The 17776-nt window shown below is 68.3% G+C and carries 14 protein-coding genes and 1 riboswitch; of the genes, 5 read left to right on the top strand and 9 right to left on the bottom strand.

Annotated features, from left to right (window positions below; genetic code table 11):
- Window positions 1–6 precede the first annotated feature (6 nt).
- Window positions 7–2817 (bottom strand): sensor domain-containing diguanylate cyclase, encoded by a 2811-nt coding sequence (locus AC0IYU_RS01585; RefSeq protein ID WP_472112244.1) that lies wholly within the window; start codon window positions 2815–2817, stop codon window positions 7–9.
- Window positions 2818–3126: 309 nt separating this feature from the next.
- Here AC0IYU_RS01585 and AC0IYU_RS01590 point away from each other — a divergent pair, with 309 nt between their 5' ends.
- Genes AC0IYU_RS01590 through AC0IYU_RS01600 form a run of 3 tightly spaced genes read left to right on the top strand, consistent with a single transcriptional unit; the run spans window position 3127 to window position 9195 of the window.
- Window positions 3127–4419, top strand: a complete 1293-nt coding sequence (locus AC0IYU_RS01590; protein ID WP_472112247.1) for an HlyD family secretion protein — start codon at window positions 3127–3129, stop codon at window positions 4417–4419.
- Between the two features lie 37 nt (window positions 4420–4456).
- Entirely contained in the window at window positions 4457–5767 is a 1311-nt protein-coding gene (locus AC0IYU_RS01595; RefSeq protein WP_472112250.1) for a hypothetical protein, read from the top strand.
- Window positions 5755–9195 carry an efflux transporter outer membrane subunit gene (locus AC0IYU_RS01600; protein ID WP_472112253.1) on the top strand — a complete coding sequence of 1147 codons (3441 nt, stop codon included), beginning with the start codon at window positions 5755–5757 and terminating at the stop codon, window positions 9193–9195. The genes AC0IYU_RS01595 and AC0IYU_RS01600 overlap by 13 nt, the downstream gene beginning before the upstream one ends.
- On the opposite strand, the gene AC0IYU_RS01605 is transcribed toward AC0IYU_RS01600, so the two are convergent.
- A complete protein-coding gene (locus AC0IYU_RS01605; protein ID WP_472112256.1) occupies window positions 9126–9968 on the bottom strand; it encodes an FMN-dependent NADH-azoreductase in 843 nt (280 codons plus the stop codon). The two genes, AC0IYU_RS01600 and AC0IYU_RS01605, sit on opposite strands and share 70 nt — an antisense overlap.
- A 100-nt stretch (window positions 9969–10068) precedes the next feature.
- Here AC0IYU_RS01605 and AC0IYU_RS01610 point away from each other — a divergent pair, with 100 nt between their 5' ends.
- Window positions 10069–10995 (top strand): LysR substrate-binding domain-containing protein, encoded by a 927-nt coding sequence (locus tag AC0IYU_RS01610; RefSeq protein ID WP_472112259.1) that lies wholly within the window; start codon window positions 10069–10071, stop codon window positions 10993–10995.
- A 56-nt stretch (window positions 10996–11051) separates the two neighbouring features.
- Here the strand turns inward: AC0IYU_RS01610 and mntP are convergent, their stop codons facing one another.
- The 5 genes from mntP to AC0IYU_RS01635 all read right to left on the bottom strand — a co-directional run bounded on the left by mntP (window position 11052) and on the right by AC0IYU_RS01635 (window position 14978).
- The gene (mntP, locus tag AC0IYU_RS01615) at window positions 11052–11621 is read right to left on the bottom strand and encodes a manganese efflux pump MntP (protein ID WP_472112261.1); all 570 of its coding nucleotides are present in this window, start codon (window positions 11619–11621) and stop codon (window positions 11052–11054) included.
- A gap of 14 nt (window positions 11622–11635) precedes the next feature.
- Window positions 11636–11806, bottom strand: a riboswitch (yybP-ykoY riboswitch).
- 123 nt (window positions 11807–11929) lie between these two features.
- On the bottom strand, window positions 11930–12133 hold the full coding sequence (locus tag AC0IYU_RS01620) for a hypothetical protein (protein ID WP_472112264.1): 204 nt from the start codon (window positions 12131–12133) through the stop codon (window positions 11930–11932).
- Window positions 12134–12342: 209 nt separating this feature from the next.
- Complete coding sequence (cysS, locus tag AC0IYU_RS01625; RefSeq protein ID WP_472112724.1) at window positions 12343–13716, bottom strand: cysteine--tRNA ligase; 1374 nt, start codon at window positions 13714–13716, stop codon at window positions 12343–12345.
- Between the two features lie 183 nt (window positions 13717–13899).
- Window positions 13900–14025, bottom strand: a complete 126-nt coding sequence (locus AC0IYU_RS01630) for a hypothetical protein (RefSeq protein WP_472112266.1) — start codon at window positions 14023–14025, stop codon at window positions 13900–13902.
- Window positions 14022–14978 (bottom strand): LysR substrate-binding domain-containing protein, encoded by a 957-nt coding sequence (locus AC0IYU_RS01635; protein ID WP_472112268.1) that lies wholly within the window; start codon window positions 14976–14978, stop codon window positions 14022–14024. Before AC0IYU_RS01635 ends, AC0IYU_RS01630 begins: the two co-directional genes overlap by 4 nt.
- 134 nt (window positions 14979–15112) lie before the next feature.
- Here AC0IYU_RS01635 and AC0IYU_RS01640 point away from each other — a divergent pair, with 134 nt between their 5' ends.
- Window positions 15113–15772: an FMN-dependent NADH-azoreductase gene (locus tag AC0IYU_RS01640; RefSeq protein WP_472112269.1), complete on the top strand. Its 660-nt coding sequence runs from the start codon at window positions 15113–15115 to the stop codon at window positions 15770–15772.
- 21 nt (window positions 15773–15793) lie between these two features.
- Here the strand turns inward: AC0IYU_RS01640 and AC0IYU_RS01645 are convergent, their stop codons facing one another.
- Together AC0IYU_RS01645 and AC0IYU_RS01650 are read right to left on the bottom strand one after the other, a co-directional pair.
- Entirely contained in the window at window positions 15794–16699 is a 906-nt protein-coding gene (locus AC0IYU_RS01645; RefSeq protein WP_472112272.1) for an SDR family oxidoreductase, read from the bottom strand.
- Window positions 16700–16805: 106 nt separating this feature from the next.
- A complete protein-coding gene (locus AC0IYU_RS01650; RefSeq protein WP_472112274.1) occupies window positions 16806–17744 on the bottom strand; it encodes a glutathione S-transferase family protein in 939 nt (312 codons plus the stop codon).
- Window positions 17745–17776 lie beyond the last annotated feature (32 nt).

Genomic DNA, 17776 nt, shown 5'->3' on the forward strand with positions numbered 1-17776 from the left:
CAGGGGCTACGCCAGGTCTTCGGGCGCCCGATCGGGCACCGCGCCGCCCAGCTTCAGCGGGTCTCTGGGCACGCCCGCCGACAGGAAGAACTCGAACCGGTTGCGCCCCGCCGCCTTGGCGTTGTAGAGCGCGGCATCGGCGCGTGCCAGCAGTTCCTCGGCCGTGGCCGAGGAGTCGGCGGCCCAGTGGAATGCGATGCCGATGCTGGTGGTGACCGAGATGGTCTGGCCTTCCACCACGAAGGGCTGCTGGCCGATGCGCTGCACGATCTTCTCGGCCACGGTGGCCGCGGCCTGCGGCCCGCTCAGGTTCTCGATCACCAGCACGAACTCGTCCCCTGCCAGCCGGGCCACCTTGTCGGTGCCCCGCACGCTGGCCAGCAGCCGGCGCGCGTACTCCACCAGCACCGCGTCGCCCACCGCGTGGCCGAAGGTGTCGTTGATGGTCTTGAAGTGGTCGATGTCCAGGAACATCAGCGCCATGGCGTTGCCCGTGAGCCGCACGCGCAGCACCGCGTCGGGCAGGTGCTCGTTGAAGGCCAGCCGGTTGGGCACGCCGGTGAGCGTGTCCAGCCGCGCCAGCTCGATGAGCTGGTGCTCCACCAGCTTCAGCGCGGTGATGTCCAGCGCCAGCGAGAAGATGCCGTGCGTGAGCCCGTCGTCACGGATGTCGGGCACGTAGATGACCTGCGTGATGCGCTCGAACCCCGTGCGCTGGGTGCGCGCCTCGAACTCGACCCGCTCGCCGGCCAGCGCGCGCGACAGCATGGGCCGGCGCGACAGGTACACCTCTCGGCCGGCCACGTCCTGCAGGTGGCGCCCCACCACCTGCATCGGGTCGAGCCCGAGCCATTGGCGGCTGGTGGCGTTGGCGAAGGTGATCTTCTCGTCGCGGTCGATGTAGGTGATGAGCACCGGCAGGTTGTCGGTGATGGTGCGCAGGCGCAGTTCGCTCTCGGCCTGGCGCAGCTCGGCCTCTTTCAGCGCCGTGATGTTGAAGCTCATCAGGTAGAAGCCGACCACCTCGCCACGCGCGTTGGTGTCGGGGATCAGGTTGACCTGGAAGTAGCCCTGCTTGCCGTGCAGCGGCGCGCGAACCGGAAAGCGCACCTTCTTGCCCGAGAGCATCACCGGCAGGTAAGGCTTGTGCTGCTCGTAGATGGCGTCGCCGAGCACGGTCTGCAGCGTGGCGCCCTCGATCGGCTTGTCGCCCAGGCCCGCCATCTGCCGCGCCCGGATGTTGCCGAACAGGCAGACCTGGTTGCGGTCGAAGTAACCGACCAGCGCCGGAATGCTGTCGGTCACGTCGCGCAGCCGCTTCTCCTGCTCGGCCACGGCTTTGCGGATATTGACTTCGTCCGTGATATCGAAGGTCATCGCGAACACGCCGCGCACCGCCCCGTCGGCGTCGAGGTCGGGGATGTAGTGGGCCTGGAAGGTGCGGTGGCCGATGCCCAGCGCCGGGTCGCCGGGCTTCTCGAGAATGACGGTCTCGCCCGCGAGTGCGCGCAGGAAATAGGGCTCCACGACGGCGAAGTCGGCGCCCCGCACTTCGGGCATCAGGCGCCCGACCAGCGGCGCATGGTTGTGCAGCGCGCGGATGCGCTCGTTGACGAAGGTGTAGCGCAGCGAGGCGTCCACGTGCGAGACCATCGCCGGAATGTTGTCGGCAATGGTGCGCACCGTCGCCTCGCTGCGCGCCAGGCTGAGCTCGCTGGCACGCCGCTGGGCCATCAGGTCGTCGAAGGTGCGCGACAGGTCGCCGATCTCGTCGCGGGTGTAGCTGCTCGCCGGGCGCCGGGCCTGTGCCTCGGCGGGCGTTTCGCGCGTCGACTGCAGCATGTGGCTGTGCAGCGCGTCCAGCGGCTTCAGGCGCCGGCGCACCACCACCAGGGCCAGCACGCCCGCGGACAGCGAGAGCGCCAGCGCGCCCAGCCATGCGTTGTGCTCGATGGCGTCGATGCGGGCAAAGGCCTCGGCGCGCGGGTACATGGCCCCGACGATCCAGGGGGTCTGTTCGGTGCGGTCGAAGGCGTAGAGGCTGGGCACGCCGGCTTCGTCGACCCCCTCGCCCGTGCCCTCGAAGCCGGCCATGGCGCGCAGGATGTCCACATTGCCGCCGTTCGGCTGGACCACGCTCAGGATGCGTGCGGTGTCAGGGGAATCGACCATCACGCCGTCCGGCGTGACGATGAACAGATAGCCGTTCTTGCCGAACTTGACGTCGCCCAGGGCGCCCAGGATGTTGCGGTCCTTCAGGTTGATGGCGCCTGAAATCACGTACCTGACCTGCCCCGCGCTGTCGAGCACCGGCTGCGTGATGGCCACCTGCGGCAACCCGTTCAGCCGGTTGCGGTACGGCTGCGACACCAGGCCGGTCTTGGTGGCCACTGTCTTCTGGAAGTAGTCGCGGTCGCGGATGTTCACGCTGCCGTTTTTCTGCGCGCCGTTCAGGTTGGCCACCAGGGTGCCGTCGGTGCCCATGAACGCGACGTTGTCGAAAGCCTCGCGCAGCGACGCGTGCTTTTCCAGGAAGGCCTGCAGCGGTTCGGCGCTGTCGAAGGCCTGCGACTCCACGCTCTGGGCAAAGGTCTTCAGCAGGATGCGGCGGCTGCCGAGTTTCTGGTCGATGGCGTCGGAGATGCCGCTCACGCGGGCCATCTGCTCGGCCGCGATCGACGCCTGCATGCTGCTCTTGACCAGGTGGAGTGCGTAGGTGGCAATGGCGAAGGTTGCCGCCAGAACCAGTGCGGCCACGCCCAGGCTGAGGCGCGTGTGCATGCCGAAGCGGAATTTCGAGGAGCCGGTTGCGTTCATTGATCTGGGTGAGACCGGTACGTTGCCGGCGAAAGTTGCCGGCTGAGTATCGGTGTGTTCTACGCAGTGGGAAAGTGCCTGGATGCGCGCGCTCGCCCGGCGTCGATTGCGTAACCGCTGTTGTCGGCAATGAGAGCGCCACCACCCGGCCCCTACATCCTGTTGCCAATGTAAGCATAAATTGTTAACTTTTGGCATGTCTATTGCTGCGTTGCAGCAATAGCAGATGGCGCGCCCCAATGACGTGCCGCGACAGCGGAGACGACGGTTTCTTACATAGGTCACCACGTCATCGATTGCGAGGCGCACATGAACGCAAGCACTGTCCGGGAATCCGCCGAGATCGCGGATGCCGAAGCCGCCGGCTGGTTCCGCCGCCTCAGGCGCAAGGGCAGCGGCGGGCCGCCATCGAGTTCGGAATCGATCGTGCCGCGGCTTGCGGGCTACGCCCTGCTGGCGTTCGTGCTGTGGCTCGTCGTGACCACGCTGATCCAGCCGCTGGTCTCGCGCCAGGCCACGCGCACGGTGCTGCAGGCGCCGGTGCTGCTGGTCACCTCGCCCATCAGCGGCGTGGTCACGCAGATGACGGTTCGCGCGCTCGACAAGGTCGACGCGGGCACGGTGGTGGCCACGGTGCAGAACCCGACCATCAACCGCGACATCCTCACCACGCTCACCACCCAACGCCTGGCGCTGCAAAGCCAGGTGGCGCAGCTGGCCAACCAGCTCAACGCGTCGAGCGAGGAGCTGCAGTTCGTCGAGCAACAGGGCAAGCTGTACCGCTCGGCCTCGATGGCGCAGACGCGCGATGCCTGGCAGATCGCGCAGCGCCAGCGCGAGGTGGCCCTGAGCAACGTGGCCGAGCAGGAACTGAAGGTGCGCCATACCTCCGCCATGCTGGACGAAGGCGCCGTGAGCCAGCAGGCGATGGACGCCGCGCAGGCGCAGCTGAGCATCTCGCGCGCCAGCGCGGCGGTGGCCGAGCAGGCCTCTGCCGGCCTGGGCCAGAGCGTGGCCAGCGCGAGCCGGGGCGTGTTCGTGGGCGGCAGCGGCGCCACCGTCTACCAGACCATGGCGAACCGGCGCGAAACGCTCGCCGGCGACATCGAGCGCGCGCGGCACGACAGCGAAGCCCTGCAGCAGCAACTGCGCGAGGTGAGCGCGCTGGAAACCGACGAGCGCCGCCGCATCGAGAAGATGGCGGCATTCGAGATCCGTGCGCTGCAGGCCGGACAGGTGCACACGGTGCTCATGCCGCAAGGCAGCTACGTGCCGCAGGGCGCCACGCTGGTGCGCATGATCGACTGCAGCCGCGTCGAGGTGGTGGCGGTGTTTCCGCCGCGTGTGGCCAAGCGGCTCAACATGGGCTCGACCATCGCGGTGAAAACGGACGACGTGCGCCCCGAAGTCTCGGCGCGCGTCACGCAGATACTGCCCGTGGCGCCCGAAGACTTCCAGAGCCGCTACGCCGTGCCCTTCCCTTTCGCGGAACAGGGCTCGGTGTACGCGGTTGCACATGTGGAATCGAGCTCTCCGGAATGGCTGGCGCAGCGCGGGCTGTGCGCGCCCGGCAAGGTGGTATCGGCGCGGCTGGCGTCATAGCGTGGCCTGCTCTCCACCAAGCCGATTGAGGCCCACGATGGATCACGCCTCGCTCCTCTTTCGCAGGTGCGCATTGCTGGCGGCTGCCGTGCTCGGTCTCGTCACGCAGGCCGCGATGGCTGCCGGCGACGTCCGGCCGGCGCTGGCACGGCAAAGCTGCGACGGCCTGCGCCGCGCGGTTGTCACCGATGCGCGCGGCGATGCGGCGTCGCCGCTGCTCCTGTCGAGCTACCGCACCGACCAGCCCATTGCCGGTGTGCCCGAGCTCGCGCCCAGCCTGGCGAACGTGGCCTTCGTGTACGACAACGCGCTGGCGGGCATCGCGCTGCTCGCGTGCGGCGACACGGCCTCCGCCAGGCGCATCGCCGACGCCGTGGTGCTCGCGATGGAGCGCGATGCGCTGTACCCCGACGGCCGCGTGCGCAACGCCTACCGCGCCGGCCCGCTGGCCGACGGCAAGCCGGTGCTGTCCGGCTACTGGGACGCGGGCAGGAACCAGTGGATCGCCGATGCGTACCAGGTCAGCACCGCGACGGGCAACGTGGCGTGGGCCGCATTGCTGCTGCTGAACGTCGACCGCGTGGCGCCTTCGCCGCGCTACACCGACGCCGCGGCAAGGCTGCTCGCATGGGCCGAGCAACGCACGCGCGCCACCACGGACCCAGACGGCTACCAGGGCGGGTGGTACGGATGGGACAGCGCCCAGAAGGCCCAGACCTGGAAATCGACGGAGCACAACATCGACATCGCGATGACGGCCGCCTGGGCCGCGCGCGGCAGTGCCCGCCCCGAACAGGCGCGCCAGGCGGGCGTTGCCCTGGCCTTCGTCTCGCGCATGTGGAGCGCCACCGAGCAGCGCTTCTACATCGGCACGAAGGAAGACGGCGCCACCATCGCCACCACCGGCTCGGGCCTGGACGCGCAGCTGTGGCCGCTGCTCGCGGCGCCGCCCGGCCAGTGCGCCTGGCGGGCCGGCCTGGCCTGGGTCGAGCGCAACCACCGCTTCGGCGACGGCTACGGTTTTTCGCAGCAGCCCGACGGCATCTGGACCGAAGGGAGCGCGCAGGCCGCGGCCACGCTGGTGGCAGTCAAGGGCTCCGCGCCCGAAGCACTGTGGCAGCTGCTGGCCTCGCAACGCGCCGCCAACGGCCTTTACTACGCCACGCCGAGCCCGCGCATTTCCACCGGCCTGGCCATCGGCCCCGACTCGGTGGGCGCCGACTTCTTCTACTACCGCTGGCCCCACCTGGGCGCCACCGCCTGGATCGCGCTCGCGGCCACGGGCTGGAACCCCTTCACCGGCAACCTCGTCACTGCTTTCCCAGGAGAAAAGCCATGTCCGAACTGATCGATACGCCCGAGTTCAGGGTCAATCTGATGGTCGCGGCGCTTGCCCTGATCATGATCTTCCACGCCCGCGCGGACCGCGGCTCGCACCGCGTGCTGTTCGGCTTTCTCACCGCGCTGGTGCTGGTGCGCTACGTGGCGTGGCGGCTGGCCGAGACGCTGCCGCCGGCCGACCTGGGCTTCGGCACGCTGGTGTCGTGGGTGTTCCTGGTGTTCGAGATGATCGCCATCGTCTACACGCTGCTGTCGATCCAGATGCTCACGCGCCGGCGCGACAACCACGCGCAGGCCGACATCGGCGAAGCCGGGCTGCGCGCGCGCGGCGGCAACGTGCCGGCGGTCGATGTCTTCATCTGCACCTACAACGAAGAGCTGGGCGTGCTCGAGAAAACCATCTTGGCCGCGCAGGCCATCGACTATCCGCATGTGAACGTGTGGGTGCTCGACGACACGCGGCGCGACTGGCTGCGCGACTATTGCGAACGCAAGGGCGTGCACTACGCGCGGCGGCCCGACAACGCGCACGCCAAGGCCGGCAACCTGAACAACGGCCTGCGCCAGTCGGCCGCGGCCACCAACGCGCCGTACATCCTGGTGCTGGACGCCGACTTCACGCCGCACCGCAACATCGTCTACCGCACGCTGGGCCTGTTCGACGAACCGAAAGTGGGCTTGGTGCAGACGCCGCAGTTCTATTACAACGCCGACCCCATCCAGCACAACCTGCGCGCCACCGACAGCTGGGTGGACGAGCAGCGCGTGTTCTTCGACGTGCTGCAGCCCGCCAAGGACGCGGCCGACGTGGCCTTCTGCGTGGGCACCTCGTTCGTGATCCGGCGCGACGCCATCACCGAGGCGGGCGGCTTCCCCACCGGCAGCGTGTGCGAGGACATCTACACCACCTACACGCTGATGCGCTTCGGCTGGGTCACGCGCTGGCTGAACGAGCGGCTGTCGAACGGGCTCTCGGCGGACAGCATCGTCGACTACATCAACCAGCGCAGCCGCTGGTGCCTGGGCACCATCCAGGTGGCGCTGCTGCGGGACGGCCCGCTGCGCGGCCGCGGCTACAGCTTTGCGGCGCGCGTGCACTACGTCCACGGCCTGCTGCACTGGCTGACCAAGCCCTTCATCCTGATGATGCTGGCGGCCCCTGCGCTGTACTGGTACACGGGCGTGTCGGCCTTCCACGCCACGCCGCGCGCCTTCGCCCTGTACGGCCTGCCGCCGCTGGTCATGTTCTGGGGCTACACCTACTGGATCAGCCAGCGCCGCTGCCTGCCGGTGTTCACCGAGGTCACGCAGATCGTGGCCGCCATGGCCGTCACGCGCACCATCGTCACTTCGCTGGTGCGGCCGTTCGGGCGCCCCTTCAAGGTCACGGCCAAGGGGCAGGACCGCTCGAAGACGGTGGTGCACTGGAACCTGGTGCTGGTCTTCGGCGGGCTCATCGCGGCCATGGAGGCGGCGGCCATCGGCGCCATCGGCAATGCCATGACCACCGGCGACATGCTCAACGTGCTGTGGACCATCGTCACCACGCTCTACTGCCTGGCCGCGCTCATCGCCTGCATCGACCGCCCGCGGCCCGAGCACGACGAACGCTTTCCGTATCTGGCCGACACCACGCTGCGCAGCGCCGCCGGCGTGGGCGCGACGCGTTTCGTGGAGATCGCGGTCGACGGCGCCGTGCTGCGCGAAAGCGCCCTGCTGCGGCGTATGCCGGTCGGCGAACCGCTGGACGTGCACGTCGACCACGTGGGCTGGGTGTCGGCGGTGGTGACGGGGCGCTCGGCCGCGGGCGTGGCGCTGTCCTTCGTGCACGACGAGGTGCTCCACGACCACCTGATCCGCCATGTGTTCAGCCTGCCGCCCAGCCATGTCGCGGTGCAGGTGAACCCGGGGCGCGCGGCGCTCGCGTTCATGGGCAGCGCCGGCTGGCACTGGCCGCGCTTTCCGGCGGCCTTTGCGCGCGCCATGGCCGCACCGCTGCCGATGGTCATGGTGCTGGTGCTCGGCGTGCTGGTGCTGTCGGGCTGCAACCTCACGCCCCCGCTCAAGGAAGCCGACGTCGTGGTGCCCGCCCAGTGGGCCGAGGGCACGGGCAACGCCGCCGCCGCGCCGATGGCCTGGCACGCGTTCGTGCGCGACGACGAGCTGCGCGGCCTCATCGCCACCGCCCTGTTGCAGAACCGCGACCTGCGCGTGTATGCCGCCAAGGCCCGCGAGGCGCGCGCCGTGTACGGCGGCACGCGCGCCGGCCTCTTCCCCGAAATCGGCCTGGCCGGCTCGGTCGGGCGCGGCAACGTGACCACCTCGCTCGGCCCCGACGGCATCGTCACCAACAACCAGGCGGTGGGCCGGGTGGCCACCACCTACGCCGTGCAGGCCGGCGTCACGGCGTACGAGCTCGACTTCTTCGGCCATGTCGACGCCGGCGTGAAGCAGGCCGGCTCTCAGGCCCTGGCCAGCGAGCGCGACCTGGCGGCCGCGCGCATGAACCTGGTGGGCGAAGTGTCGAACGCCTACCTCACGCTGCGCGCCGACCGCGCCCTGCTGGCGCTCGCCGAGGGTGACCTCGGCAGCCAGAGCGACAGCACCCGCGTGATGCAGCGCGCCCGCACCGTGGGCGGCACGTCGGACCTGAACGTGCTGCGCTCGCAGTCGCTGGTGGAGCGCGCCAACGTGCAGCGCGAGGAGTTCCGCATGCGCGTGGGGCAGGACCTGCAGTGGCTGGCGGTGCTGGTCGGCCAGCCGGTGCCGCCGACCATCGGCATGCAGCGCCCGTGGCCCGAGCGTTCGGTGGCCGACGTGCCCGTGGGCCTGCCCGCCAGCCTGCTGCAGCGCCGACCCGACCTGCTGGCCGCCTATGCCCGCGTCGAGGCTGCGAACTCGGGCGTGGGCGCGGCCAAGGCGGCGTTCTATCCGAGCTTTTCATTGACGGCCGTGGCGGGTGGGCTGAGCACCGAGTTCTCCAGCCTGCTGGGCGCGGGCAACCGCAGCTGGGCCACCGTGCTCGGCGTGTCGCTGCCCATCTTCGACTGGGGCCGCCGCTCGGCCAACCTGAGCGCCAACGAAGAGCGGCTGGCCGCCGCCATGGCCAGCTACGAGTACGCGGTGCAGCAGGCGCTGCGCGAAACGGCCAACGCGCTCATTGCCGACAGCCACCTGCGACCGCAGATCGCGGCGCAGCAGGCGCGCGTGCAGGCGCTGGACAAGGTGGCGTCCATTTCGCGCACGCGCTTTCGCAACGGGCTGGAGGACTACTTCGCCGGCGCCGATTCGCAGCGCGAGCTGTACATCGAGCAGCGCCAGGCCATCGAACTGCAGCTCAAGCAGGCGGTGAACACCGTGAACCTCTACAAGGCGCTCGGCGGCGGATGGGACGATGCGCCGGCGGGGGCGGTGGCGTCGAACACGCCGCGTTGACGCGGGCCGCCTGATCCGCTTGGGTGCGCATCCGCTGGCGGCGCACTGCCCGTGGCGGCCTGGCTGCGCGTGATCGAGCGCAGCAGGAAGTCGGCCAGATCGTCCACGCGCGACTCGGTGCGCCGCAGCGACTGCGCCAACTGCTCGCCGCCGAACTCGTCGAACTCCACCGCCGCCTCGAACACCTCGGTGATGCCGATGTAGCCCAGCGCCGCGCGCACGCTGCTCTCGGTGTGGTTGAGGTGGGCCACGCGTCCGCCCCCACCCTCGCCGTCGCCGTAGCCGTGGTCCCCGCGCGCGCCCAGCAGCACCACGCGCTTGCCCGCATCCGCCAGCAGCGGCCAGTAAGGCACCGCGCCGCGCGCGCGGTCGAAGCCGAAGGTGCGGCCCACGCGCACGATGTTGTCGATCCAGGCCTTGAACTGCGCGGGCACGCTGAAGTTGTACATGGGCAGGCCGATGACGACGAGGTCTGCGGCGATGAGCTGGTCGACCAGGCGGTCGCTCTCCGCCAGCGTCTCGGACATCCAGGGTTCGCGTGCGGCCGGTGGCGTGAAAGCCGCGTGGATCCATCGGCCGTCGACGTGCGCGGGCGGGTGCTGGCCCACGTCGAGGTGGTCGATGCGGTCGCCGGGCCGCGCCTGGCGCCATCGCTCGACGAAGCGCGCGGACAGGCGGCGCGTGTGCGAGCCGTGCGGGTCGATGCCGGAGCGGCCCGCGCGGGCGCTGGCGTCGATGTGAAGAAGTTTCACGGTCTGGGTCTGGGTCTTCATGGGTGAGCTGGGTTGGTCTGCCTTGCGCTGCCACAATGGCTTTGCAGGCCTCGAATCTAGGCATGCAGGCCCGTCCCCACAAACGATCATTTCTCTGCCTATGGACGAGATTGGCTCATCTGTTCGCCCTCCCCGCCGGCTGCCGCCGCTGCTGTCCCTGCGCGCCTTCGAGGCCGCCGCTGCCCACCTGAGCTTTCAGCGCGCGGCGCTCGAACTCTCGGTGACGCCGTCGGCCATCAGCCACCAGGTGCGCGCGCTCGAAGACACGCTGGGCCAGCCGTTGTTTCGCAGGCTCACGCGGCAGCTCGCGCTGACGCCTGCGGGCCGCCGGCTCTTCGAAGACCTGCGCACGGGCTTCGACGTGCTGCAAGCCGGTGTCGACAAGCTGCGCCGGCCCGCCGCATCGCAGGCCGTGACGCTGACGACCAACACCGCCTTCGCCGCGCGCTGGGTGCTGCCGCGCATGGAGGCGTTCCGCAAGTCATGCCCCCACGTCGAACTGCGCTTGCACACGAGCGACACGCTGGTCGACCTTGCACGCGGCGACGCCGACATCGCGGTGCGCTCCGGCAGCGGCAACTGGCCGGAGCTGGTGTCGCGCGAACTCATGCCCGAGCGCTATGCGCCGCTGTGCAGCCCGATGCTGGGGTTGAAGCGCGTGGCCGACCTGCCGAAGCACCAGCTCATTCATTGCGACTGGCAGCCGCAGGCCCTTGCGCCGGCCGTGTGGCCGCGCTGGTTTCGTGAAGCCGGCATCGCGCCACCGAGGGGGCGTGGGATCAAAGCCGCGGGCCTGTCGTTTTCCGACGAGACGCACGCCACGCTGGCGGCGCTCGCGGGGCATGGCGTGGCGCTGCTGAGCCTCACGCTGTCCGCGGAAGAACTCCGCAGCGGGGCGCTGGTGCAGCCCTTCGGGCCCGCGCTGGCTACCGGCAGCTACTTTCTTGCGGCGGCCCACGGGCGGCAGAACGAACCGGCGATTCGCGCGGTGTGGGACTGGGTCGCGGCGCAGGCCGTTGCCGGTTGACGATGCTGCACGCGCGCGCAAGCGCGTGCAGCCCGGTGAAGCCGTTCAGCCTGGGCTCAAGCCAAGCCGTTCAGGTGCTCGTAAAGAATGAAGAACCCGATCCCGATCAGCACCACGCCGCCCAGGATCTCTGCGCGCTTGCCGATCACCGCGCCCAGCACGCGCCCCACCATCACGCCGAGGGTCACCATCGTCATCGTCGCCAGCCCGATGGCCAGCGCGGTCCACGCGATGTTGACGTTGATGAAGGCCAGCCCCACACCCACCGCCATGGCGTCGATGCTCGTGGCGAAGCCGGTGATCGCGAGCGTCCAGAAGGAGTTGCGGCTCGGCTTGTCATCGACGGCGTCGGGTGCGCCGAAGCCCGCCCAGATCATGCGCAGGCCCAGCACGCTGAGCAGCGTGACCGCGATCCAGTGGTCCCATTTCGCGACGTAGCTCGCGGCGGCCAGGCCCGCCGCCCAGCCGATGACCGGCGTGATCGCCTCGATGACGCCGAAGATGAGTCCGGTTCGCAGGGCCTCGCGCCAGGAAGGTTTGCGCAGGGCTGCGCCTTTGCCGACAGCAGCGGCGAAAGCATCCGTCGACATGGCGAATGCGAGGAGGATCGTGGAGGCAAGGTTCATTTTGGGAGTAGCAGGCAAGGCCGGTTCAAGACGCCGCGGCACACGAACCCGCCGGCCAAGGCCGCGTTCGTGCACCGCTGGTCTCGCCAACCTTTCGGCTGCTCACGCCACGGTCGCAGGGTGCGAACCGAGTATGTTGACGTGAGCGCTTCCGAAGTCCGGAAGCCGGCTACTCCCCAAGGGAGCGGCGATTCTAGTGGGCCGGTTGCACGGCCCGTGTGACAGCGGCTGCTTTGGCGGCAGGGTCTTGCCCGTGCCCGCAAAAAAGCCTCCCGAAGGAGGCTCTCGAAGCGAAGGAACCGGGCCCGTCAGTCCTTCTTTGTCAGCAGCGTCTTCACGACGTACCCGTCGCGGTACACACCTTCGATGGTTCCGCCGTCCACACGGTCGGTGGCATGCGCTGCCACGAACTTTTCCTCGCCCATGCGGTAGACCACGATGGTGCATGACGAGCGCTTGCTGAGGGTGCGGGCAACGCCTGTGGCCTGGCGCAGGGTCGGGTATGTCTCCATGAGGATCCTTGTCTGTTTTATGCCTTGAATAGTAGTCTTTAGGTAGTTAAAACTCTTACAAAATTGTTTCAAGGCACCAACGGCTTCAAACACCAATCCTTCATTTTTGTGACTTTGTTGTTGGCTTGGGCTGAATGGTTGGGCTTGTTGCCCTGGCGCAACTTGACAGCCGTCTTCGCAAAAAAAGGCGCCGTCCTCCCTTCTCCATGTCAGATCGGACTCGGCTGCTGTCCGTTAGCGCCATCCTCCACTTGCCAGCCCAGCGCCCTCAACGCATCACGAAGACGATCGGCCTGCACCCAGTCTTTGTCGGCACGCGCCACCTGGCGTTCGGCAAGCAACGCGGCAACCTCCGCGGGCATACGGTGCGGCGGGGGCGTCCACTGACCCACGCGCAACCCGAGCACGGTATCGAAATGGTCGACCGTGGCGCGTCGGACCTCCGGCGGCAAATTGCCCCTGACCAGCTCCCACAGGACGGCCAACGCGCGCGGCAGGTTCAAGTCCTGGTTCACCTCGGCGTCGAAACGGGCCACGAAGTCACCATCGGCCGCTCCGCCCCGAGGCCAGCTCGCGTAGGCCCTGCGCAGCCTGTCCAGTGCCGACTGCGCCGCGTTCATCGCCTCTTCCGTGAAACGCAAGGTGCTTCGGTAGTGCGCGGTCAGGCACAGGTAGCGATAGGCCATCGGGTCGATGCCCTGGTCGATCAATGTCTGAAGGCGCAGGAAGCCGCCGTCCGCCTTGGCCATCTTCCTGTCGTCCAGCGTGAGAAAGTGCCCGTGCATCCAGAAATTGGCAAGCCGGGTGCCGTGGCAGGCCTGCGTCTGCGCAATCTCATTGCTGTGGTGCACCGCGACGTGGTCTTCGCCACCGCAATGAATGTCGAACCACGGCCCCAGCAGCGCGGCCGACATGGCCGAGCATTCGATGTGCCAGCCGGGAAAGCCGCGCCCCCAGGGGCTGTCCCATTCCATTTGCCGATGGGCGCCCGCCGGACTGAACTTCCAGAGCGCGAAGTCCGAGATGCTGCGCTTCTCACCCATCGCAACGCGTGTTCCGGCCCGCAGGCCTTCGCGGTCCAGCCGGGCCAGGTGGCCATAGTCGTCCTGTCGCGTGGTGTCGAAGTAGAGGCCGTCGGCGGTCTGGTAGGTGTAGCCCTTGCGCTCCAGCTCGCCGATGAACGCCATCTGCTCGGGAATGTAGTCCGTGGCACGCGGCCAGGCCGTGGGCTCCAGCAGATTCAGCGCCCGCCAGTCGGCCTGGAAGGCAGCGGTATAGCGCTGCGCGATGGCCCATGCGGACTCTCCGGCGCGCCGGCTTCCCTTCTCCATCTTGTCTTCGCCCTCGTCGGCGTCGGACACGAGGTGGCCCACGTCCGTGATGTTCACCACATGCCGCACGGCGTACCCGTTCAGCTCGAGCACACGGCGCAACACGTCCTCGAACACGTAGGTTCGCAGGTTGCCGATGTGCGCGTGGTCGTACACCGTCGGTCCGCAGCAATACAGCCCCACGTGGCTGGGCTGCAAGGGAGCGAATGGCCGCACGGCGCGCGACCAGGTGTCGTACAGGGCAAGGGACATGCGAGCTTTCGTGATGCCGGAAGAAACGCAGGCAACAAAAAGGCCACCGGTCTTGCAACGGGTGGCCATCGAGGATGCGGACGTGAACAGATTCGCTAGCCGCAAGCGCTCCATGGCACGCTGAAACAGCATGCGCGCACGAGGCGAGAGGACAAGGATGCGGGGGTGAACACGGAGGCGATGCTAGCGCTCGATGGTGGGCTGGTCAAACGCTGCGCTCCCATATTCCACTGAAATCGCCAGGCCCTGGAAGCGAGCGTGCAGCGCGTCGGTCAGGATTCGGTTTTTCCGGAATGGGACTTCGCTCATGGAGACTTGTTGCCCTTATTGAAATTGGACGCACCCCGAGCATCCCGGACTGAAGCGATCGCATCCAGCGGCGCCAGCCCCTTCACCCACTCGAACACCGCCGCCACGGCGGGCTCCGAACGCCGCGCCTGCGGACACACGAGGAAGAATGGCAGCCCCGGCAACTGCGGCCCGAACGGCTGCACGAGGTTGCCCGCGCGCAGTTCATCGGCGATCAGCGCAAGGCTCATCAGCGCCACGCCCTGCCCCTGCAGCGCGGCCGACACGGTGTGCGTCTCGTCGGAGAACACCGGCCCCGCGGACACGTCGAGGCCCGGCACCTGCGCCTCCTGCTGCCACTCGCGCCAGGTGCCGGGCTGGTTCCTGCTGCGGGGCAGCGAAAAGTGCAGCAGCGCATGCCGCGCCAGGTCGCCGCGCCGGCGCAGCTTCAGCGCGGGGCTGCAGGCCGGTGCAAAGACGTTGTCGAACAGCTTCTCCGCGACCATGCCGGGCCATTGCCCCTTGCCATATCGGATGGCGATGTCGGCGGTGACGCCGTCGAGCGCAACCGCCTCGTGCGACGCATGGATGCGCAGGTCCAGCCGTGGATGCTTTTCGCGCAGGCTGCTCACGCGCGGCAACAGCCAACGCGCAGCCACGGCCGGTGTGGCCGACAGCGTGATCGCCTGGCGGCGGGGCGGTGCGCGCAACCGCACCACCGCATTCGCCATGGCATCGAACGATTCGCCCAGCACCGCCTGCAGTTCGCGGCCCTGCGGCGTAAGCACCAGTTGCCTCGGCTGGCGGATGAAGAGCGCCACGCCGAGCGATTCTTCGAGCTGCCGCACCTGGTGGCTGATGGCCGTGGGTGTCACCGAAAGCTCGCTCGCCGCGAGCTTGGCGCTGCAGTGCCGCGCGGCGGCCTCGAAAGCGCGCAGCGACGCCAGCGGCGGGAGTTGACGGGGGTTGTCCATGAATGAATTCAATTTTCAGCAGCGCAAAAAAATCGTCGTTTGTCACGCTCTAGATGCTTGGATAGATTGAGAACCATGTCAAGCAGACAGCTGAATCCACTTCATCCATCGACTCCGTCAACGAGGACCGCACCATGACCACCCTGCTCCACATCGACGCCAGCGCCCGCCCCGGCCGTTCGGGCACGCACGTGCACGGCTCGCATTCGCGCCGGCTGAGCCACCATTTCGTGTCGACCTGGCGCGCCGCGCGGCCCGACGATGAAGTGATCTACCGCGACATAGGCGCCACGCCGCCGGGCCACATCACCGGTGAATGGATCGCAGCGGGCTACACGCCGGCCGCCGGGCGCGAACCGTGGATGCATGCGGTGCTTGAAGAAAGCGATGCGCTGATCGCGGAACTCCGCCGTGCGGACGTGTTGGTGATCGGGGTGCCGATGTACAACTTCGGCATGCCGGCGCCGCTGAAGGCATGGATCGACAACATCGTGCGCATCGGCGCGACCTTCGACTTCGACCGCAGCCGCGAGAACCCCTATGTGCCGCTGCTGGCCGAACGCCATCGCCTCACGGTGCTGCTCGCGTCATGCGGCAGCAGCGGCTACGGGCCGGGCGGCCTCCAGGCCAGCATGGACCTGCTGACGCCCGGCATCGCGAGCCCGCTGGCGCTGCTCGGGCTCACGGAAATGCACAGCGTGACTGTCGAGCATGCCGAGGACCCCGGCGACCTGTTCCAACAGTCGATGGCCGCCGCGCTCACCCGCGTCCAGACGCTGGTGGACGGGTTGTAGGGCTCCTGAAAAAGCAGCGGTTCAGGCCGAGCGCAATTGCTCGCGCAGCTTCTGCCCGATCTCGGGCCGCTCCATGAACGGGTCGGCCGGGTTGCTGCCCGACACGATGTTCTCCATGCGGCTGCGCACGTTGCCCAGCGCCTTCGGGTGGCTGTACACGTAGAACTGGTTGGCGGTGATGGCGTCGAACACCTTGGCCGCCACTTCGGCCGCCGTGATCTTGCCGCTGCTCACCGCCTTGTTGCTCATGGCCTGGCCGATGAGCTGGCTCTTGGTGAGCTCGCTGTCCTTGGGCGCATTGGGCCGGTTGCGCTCGCTGCTGGTGATGCCGGTGGGCACGAAGTACGGGCACAGCAGGCTCGCGCCGATCTGGTCGGTGACGAGGTTCAGGTCCTGGTACATCGTCTCGGTGAGGCTCACCACGGCCGCCTTGGCCGCGTTGTAGATGCCCATGTTCGGCGGCGTGAGCAGCCCGGCCATGCTGGCGGTGTTGGTGATGTGGCCGCGGTAGGCCGGGTCTTTCGCGGCGGCCTCGAGCATCATCGGCGTGAACAGGCGCACGCCGTGGATCACGCCCCACAGGTCCACGCCCAGCACCCACTCCCAGTCGGCCACGGTGTTTTCCCACACCAGGCCGCCGGCGCCCACGCCCGCGTTGTTGAACACGAAGTGCGGCGCGCCGAAGCGTTCCTTCACGGCGGCGGCCAGTGCTTCCATCTGCGCGGCGTCGGACACGTCGACCTTGCGCGCCAGCACCTGCGCACCGGCGGCTTCCATCTCGGCCTGGGCCTTGTCGAGTGCGTCCTGCTGCACATCGACCAGCACGAGGTTCATGCCGCGTGCCGCGCCGATGCGTGCGCATTCGAGGCCGAAGCCCGAGCCCGCGCCGGTGAGTACGGCCGTCTTGCCCTTGAAGTCCTGAATCATTTGCCGGTGTCCTTCTGTTGAATGTCTCTGACGTTGGAGCTGCCATTGAAATACGGAACGCGCGCGAGCGCAGTCACGAAGGTGCCCCGGCCGGGCGATCGCGATGTCAGGCGTCCGCTTTCTTCAGCACGTAGCCGATGCGCGGGAAGTGCACGTGCACCGTGCCCACGCGCTCGTCGCTGCGCTCCAGCGTGTAGTGGGTGCGCGTGGCCGCGACCAGCGTGCCTGGCGTTTCCTCGAGGCCGAAGCTTTCGGCGCGAACGGTGACGGCCGTACCGAGCGGAATGCCGTGGTCGTCCTGGAAGGTGCTGTCGGTCAGCAGCGAGTGCGGCGTGGCGGCCTTGGCCACGGCGATGGCCTCGTCGCTGGTGAACTTCTCGGGCACGCCGTGGCCGATGGCGGCCATGCGGTCCATCCAGTCGACCACCGCGGGCGTGAGGTCGAGGATGGTGCGCACCGACTCGATGCGGCGCGTGTACCAGAGCGGGTGGTAGGCCGAGAAGTCGGCGATGCTGGGCACCTCGCCCAGCAGGAAGGGCTTGTCGTCGAGCATGTCCGACAGGCGGCGCAGGTACGACTTGTAGGCGCTGGTGGCATCGGCCGGGCGCAGCCGGGTCATGTTGCCCGCGCTCATCTTGCCGCGGTCTTCGCCGAAGGCCTTCAGCGCCTCGGGCGGGGCCTTGGCGAACACTTCGGCCGCCCCCTTGGGCTGCAGGTTCCAGGCCATGGCGGCCCAGAACAGCGTGGTGTCGGCCCACTGCGCGAGGATGCGCGACATGCCCTTCTCGGGCTCCGGGTAGAGCGTGGGTTCGGGCGCCAGGTGCTCCAGCACGTCGGCGATGAGCGCGCTGTCGCAGTACATGTCGGCGCCGATCTGCAGGAACGGCGTCTTGCGGTAGCCGCCGGTGAGCACTTCCACGTCGGGCTTGGGCATGATCGGCGGGATGAAGACCGACTTCCACGGCAGCTTCTTGGCACCGAGGATGAGCCGCACCTTCTCCGAGAACGGCGATGTCAGGTAGTGGTGAAGGATGAGGTCTGCCATGGTCGTTCCGGTGAGGTGGTTTTGAAAGAATC

It is taken from the genome of Variovorax sp. AC103, assembly GCF_979254005.1.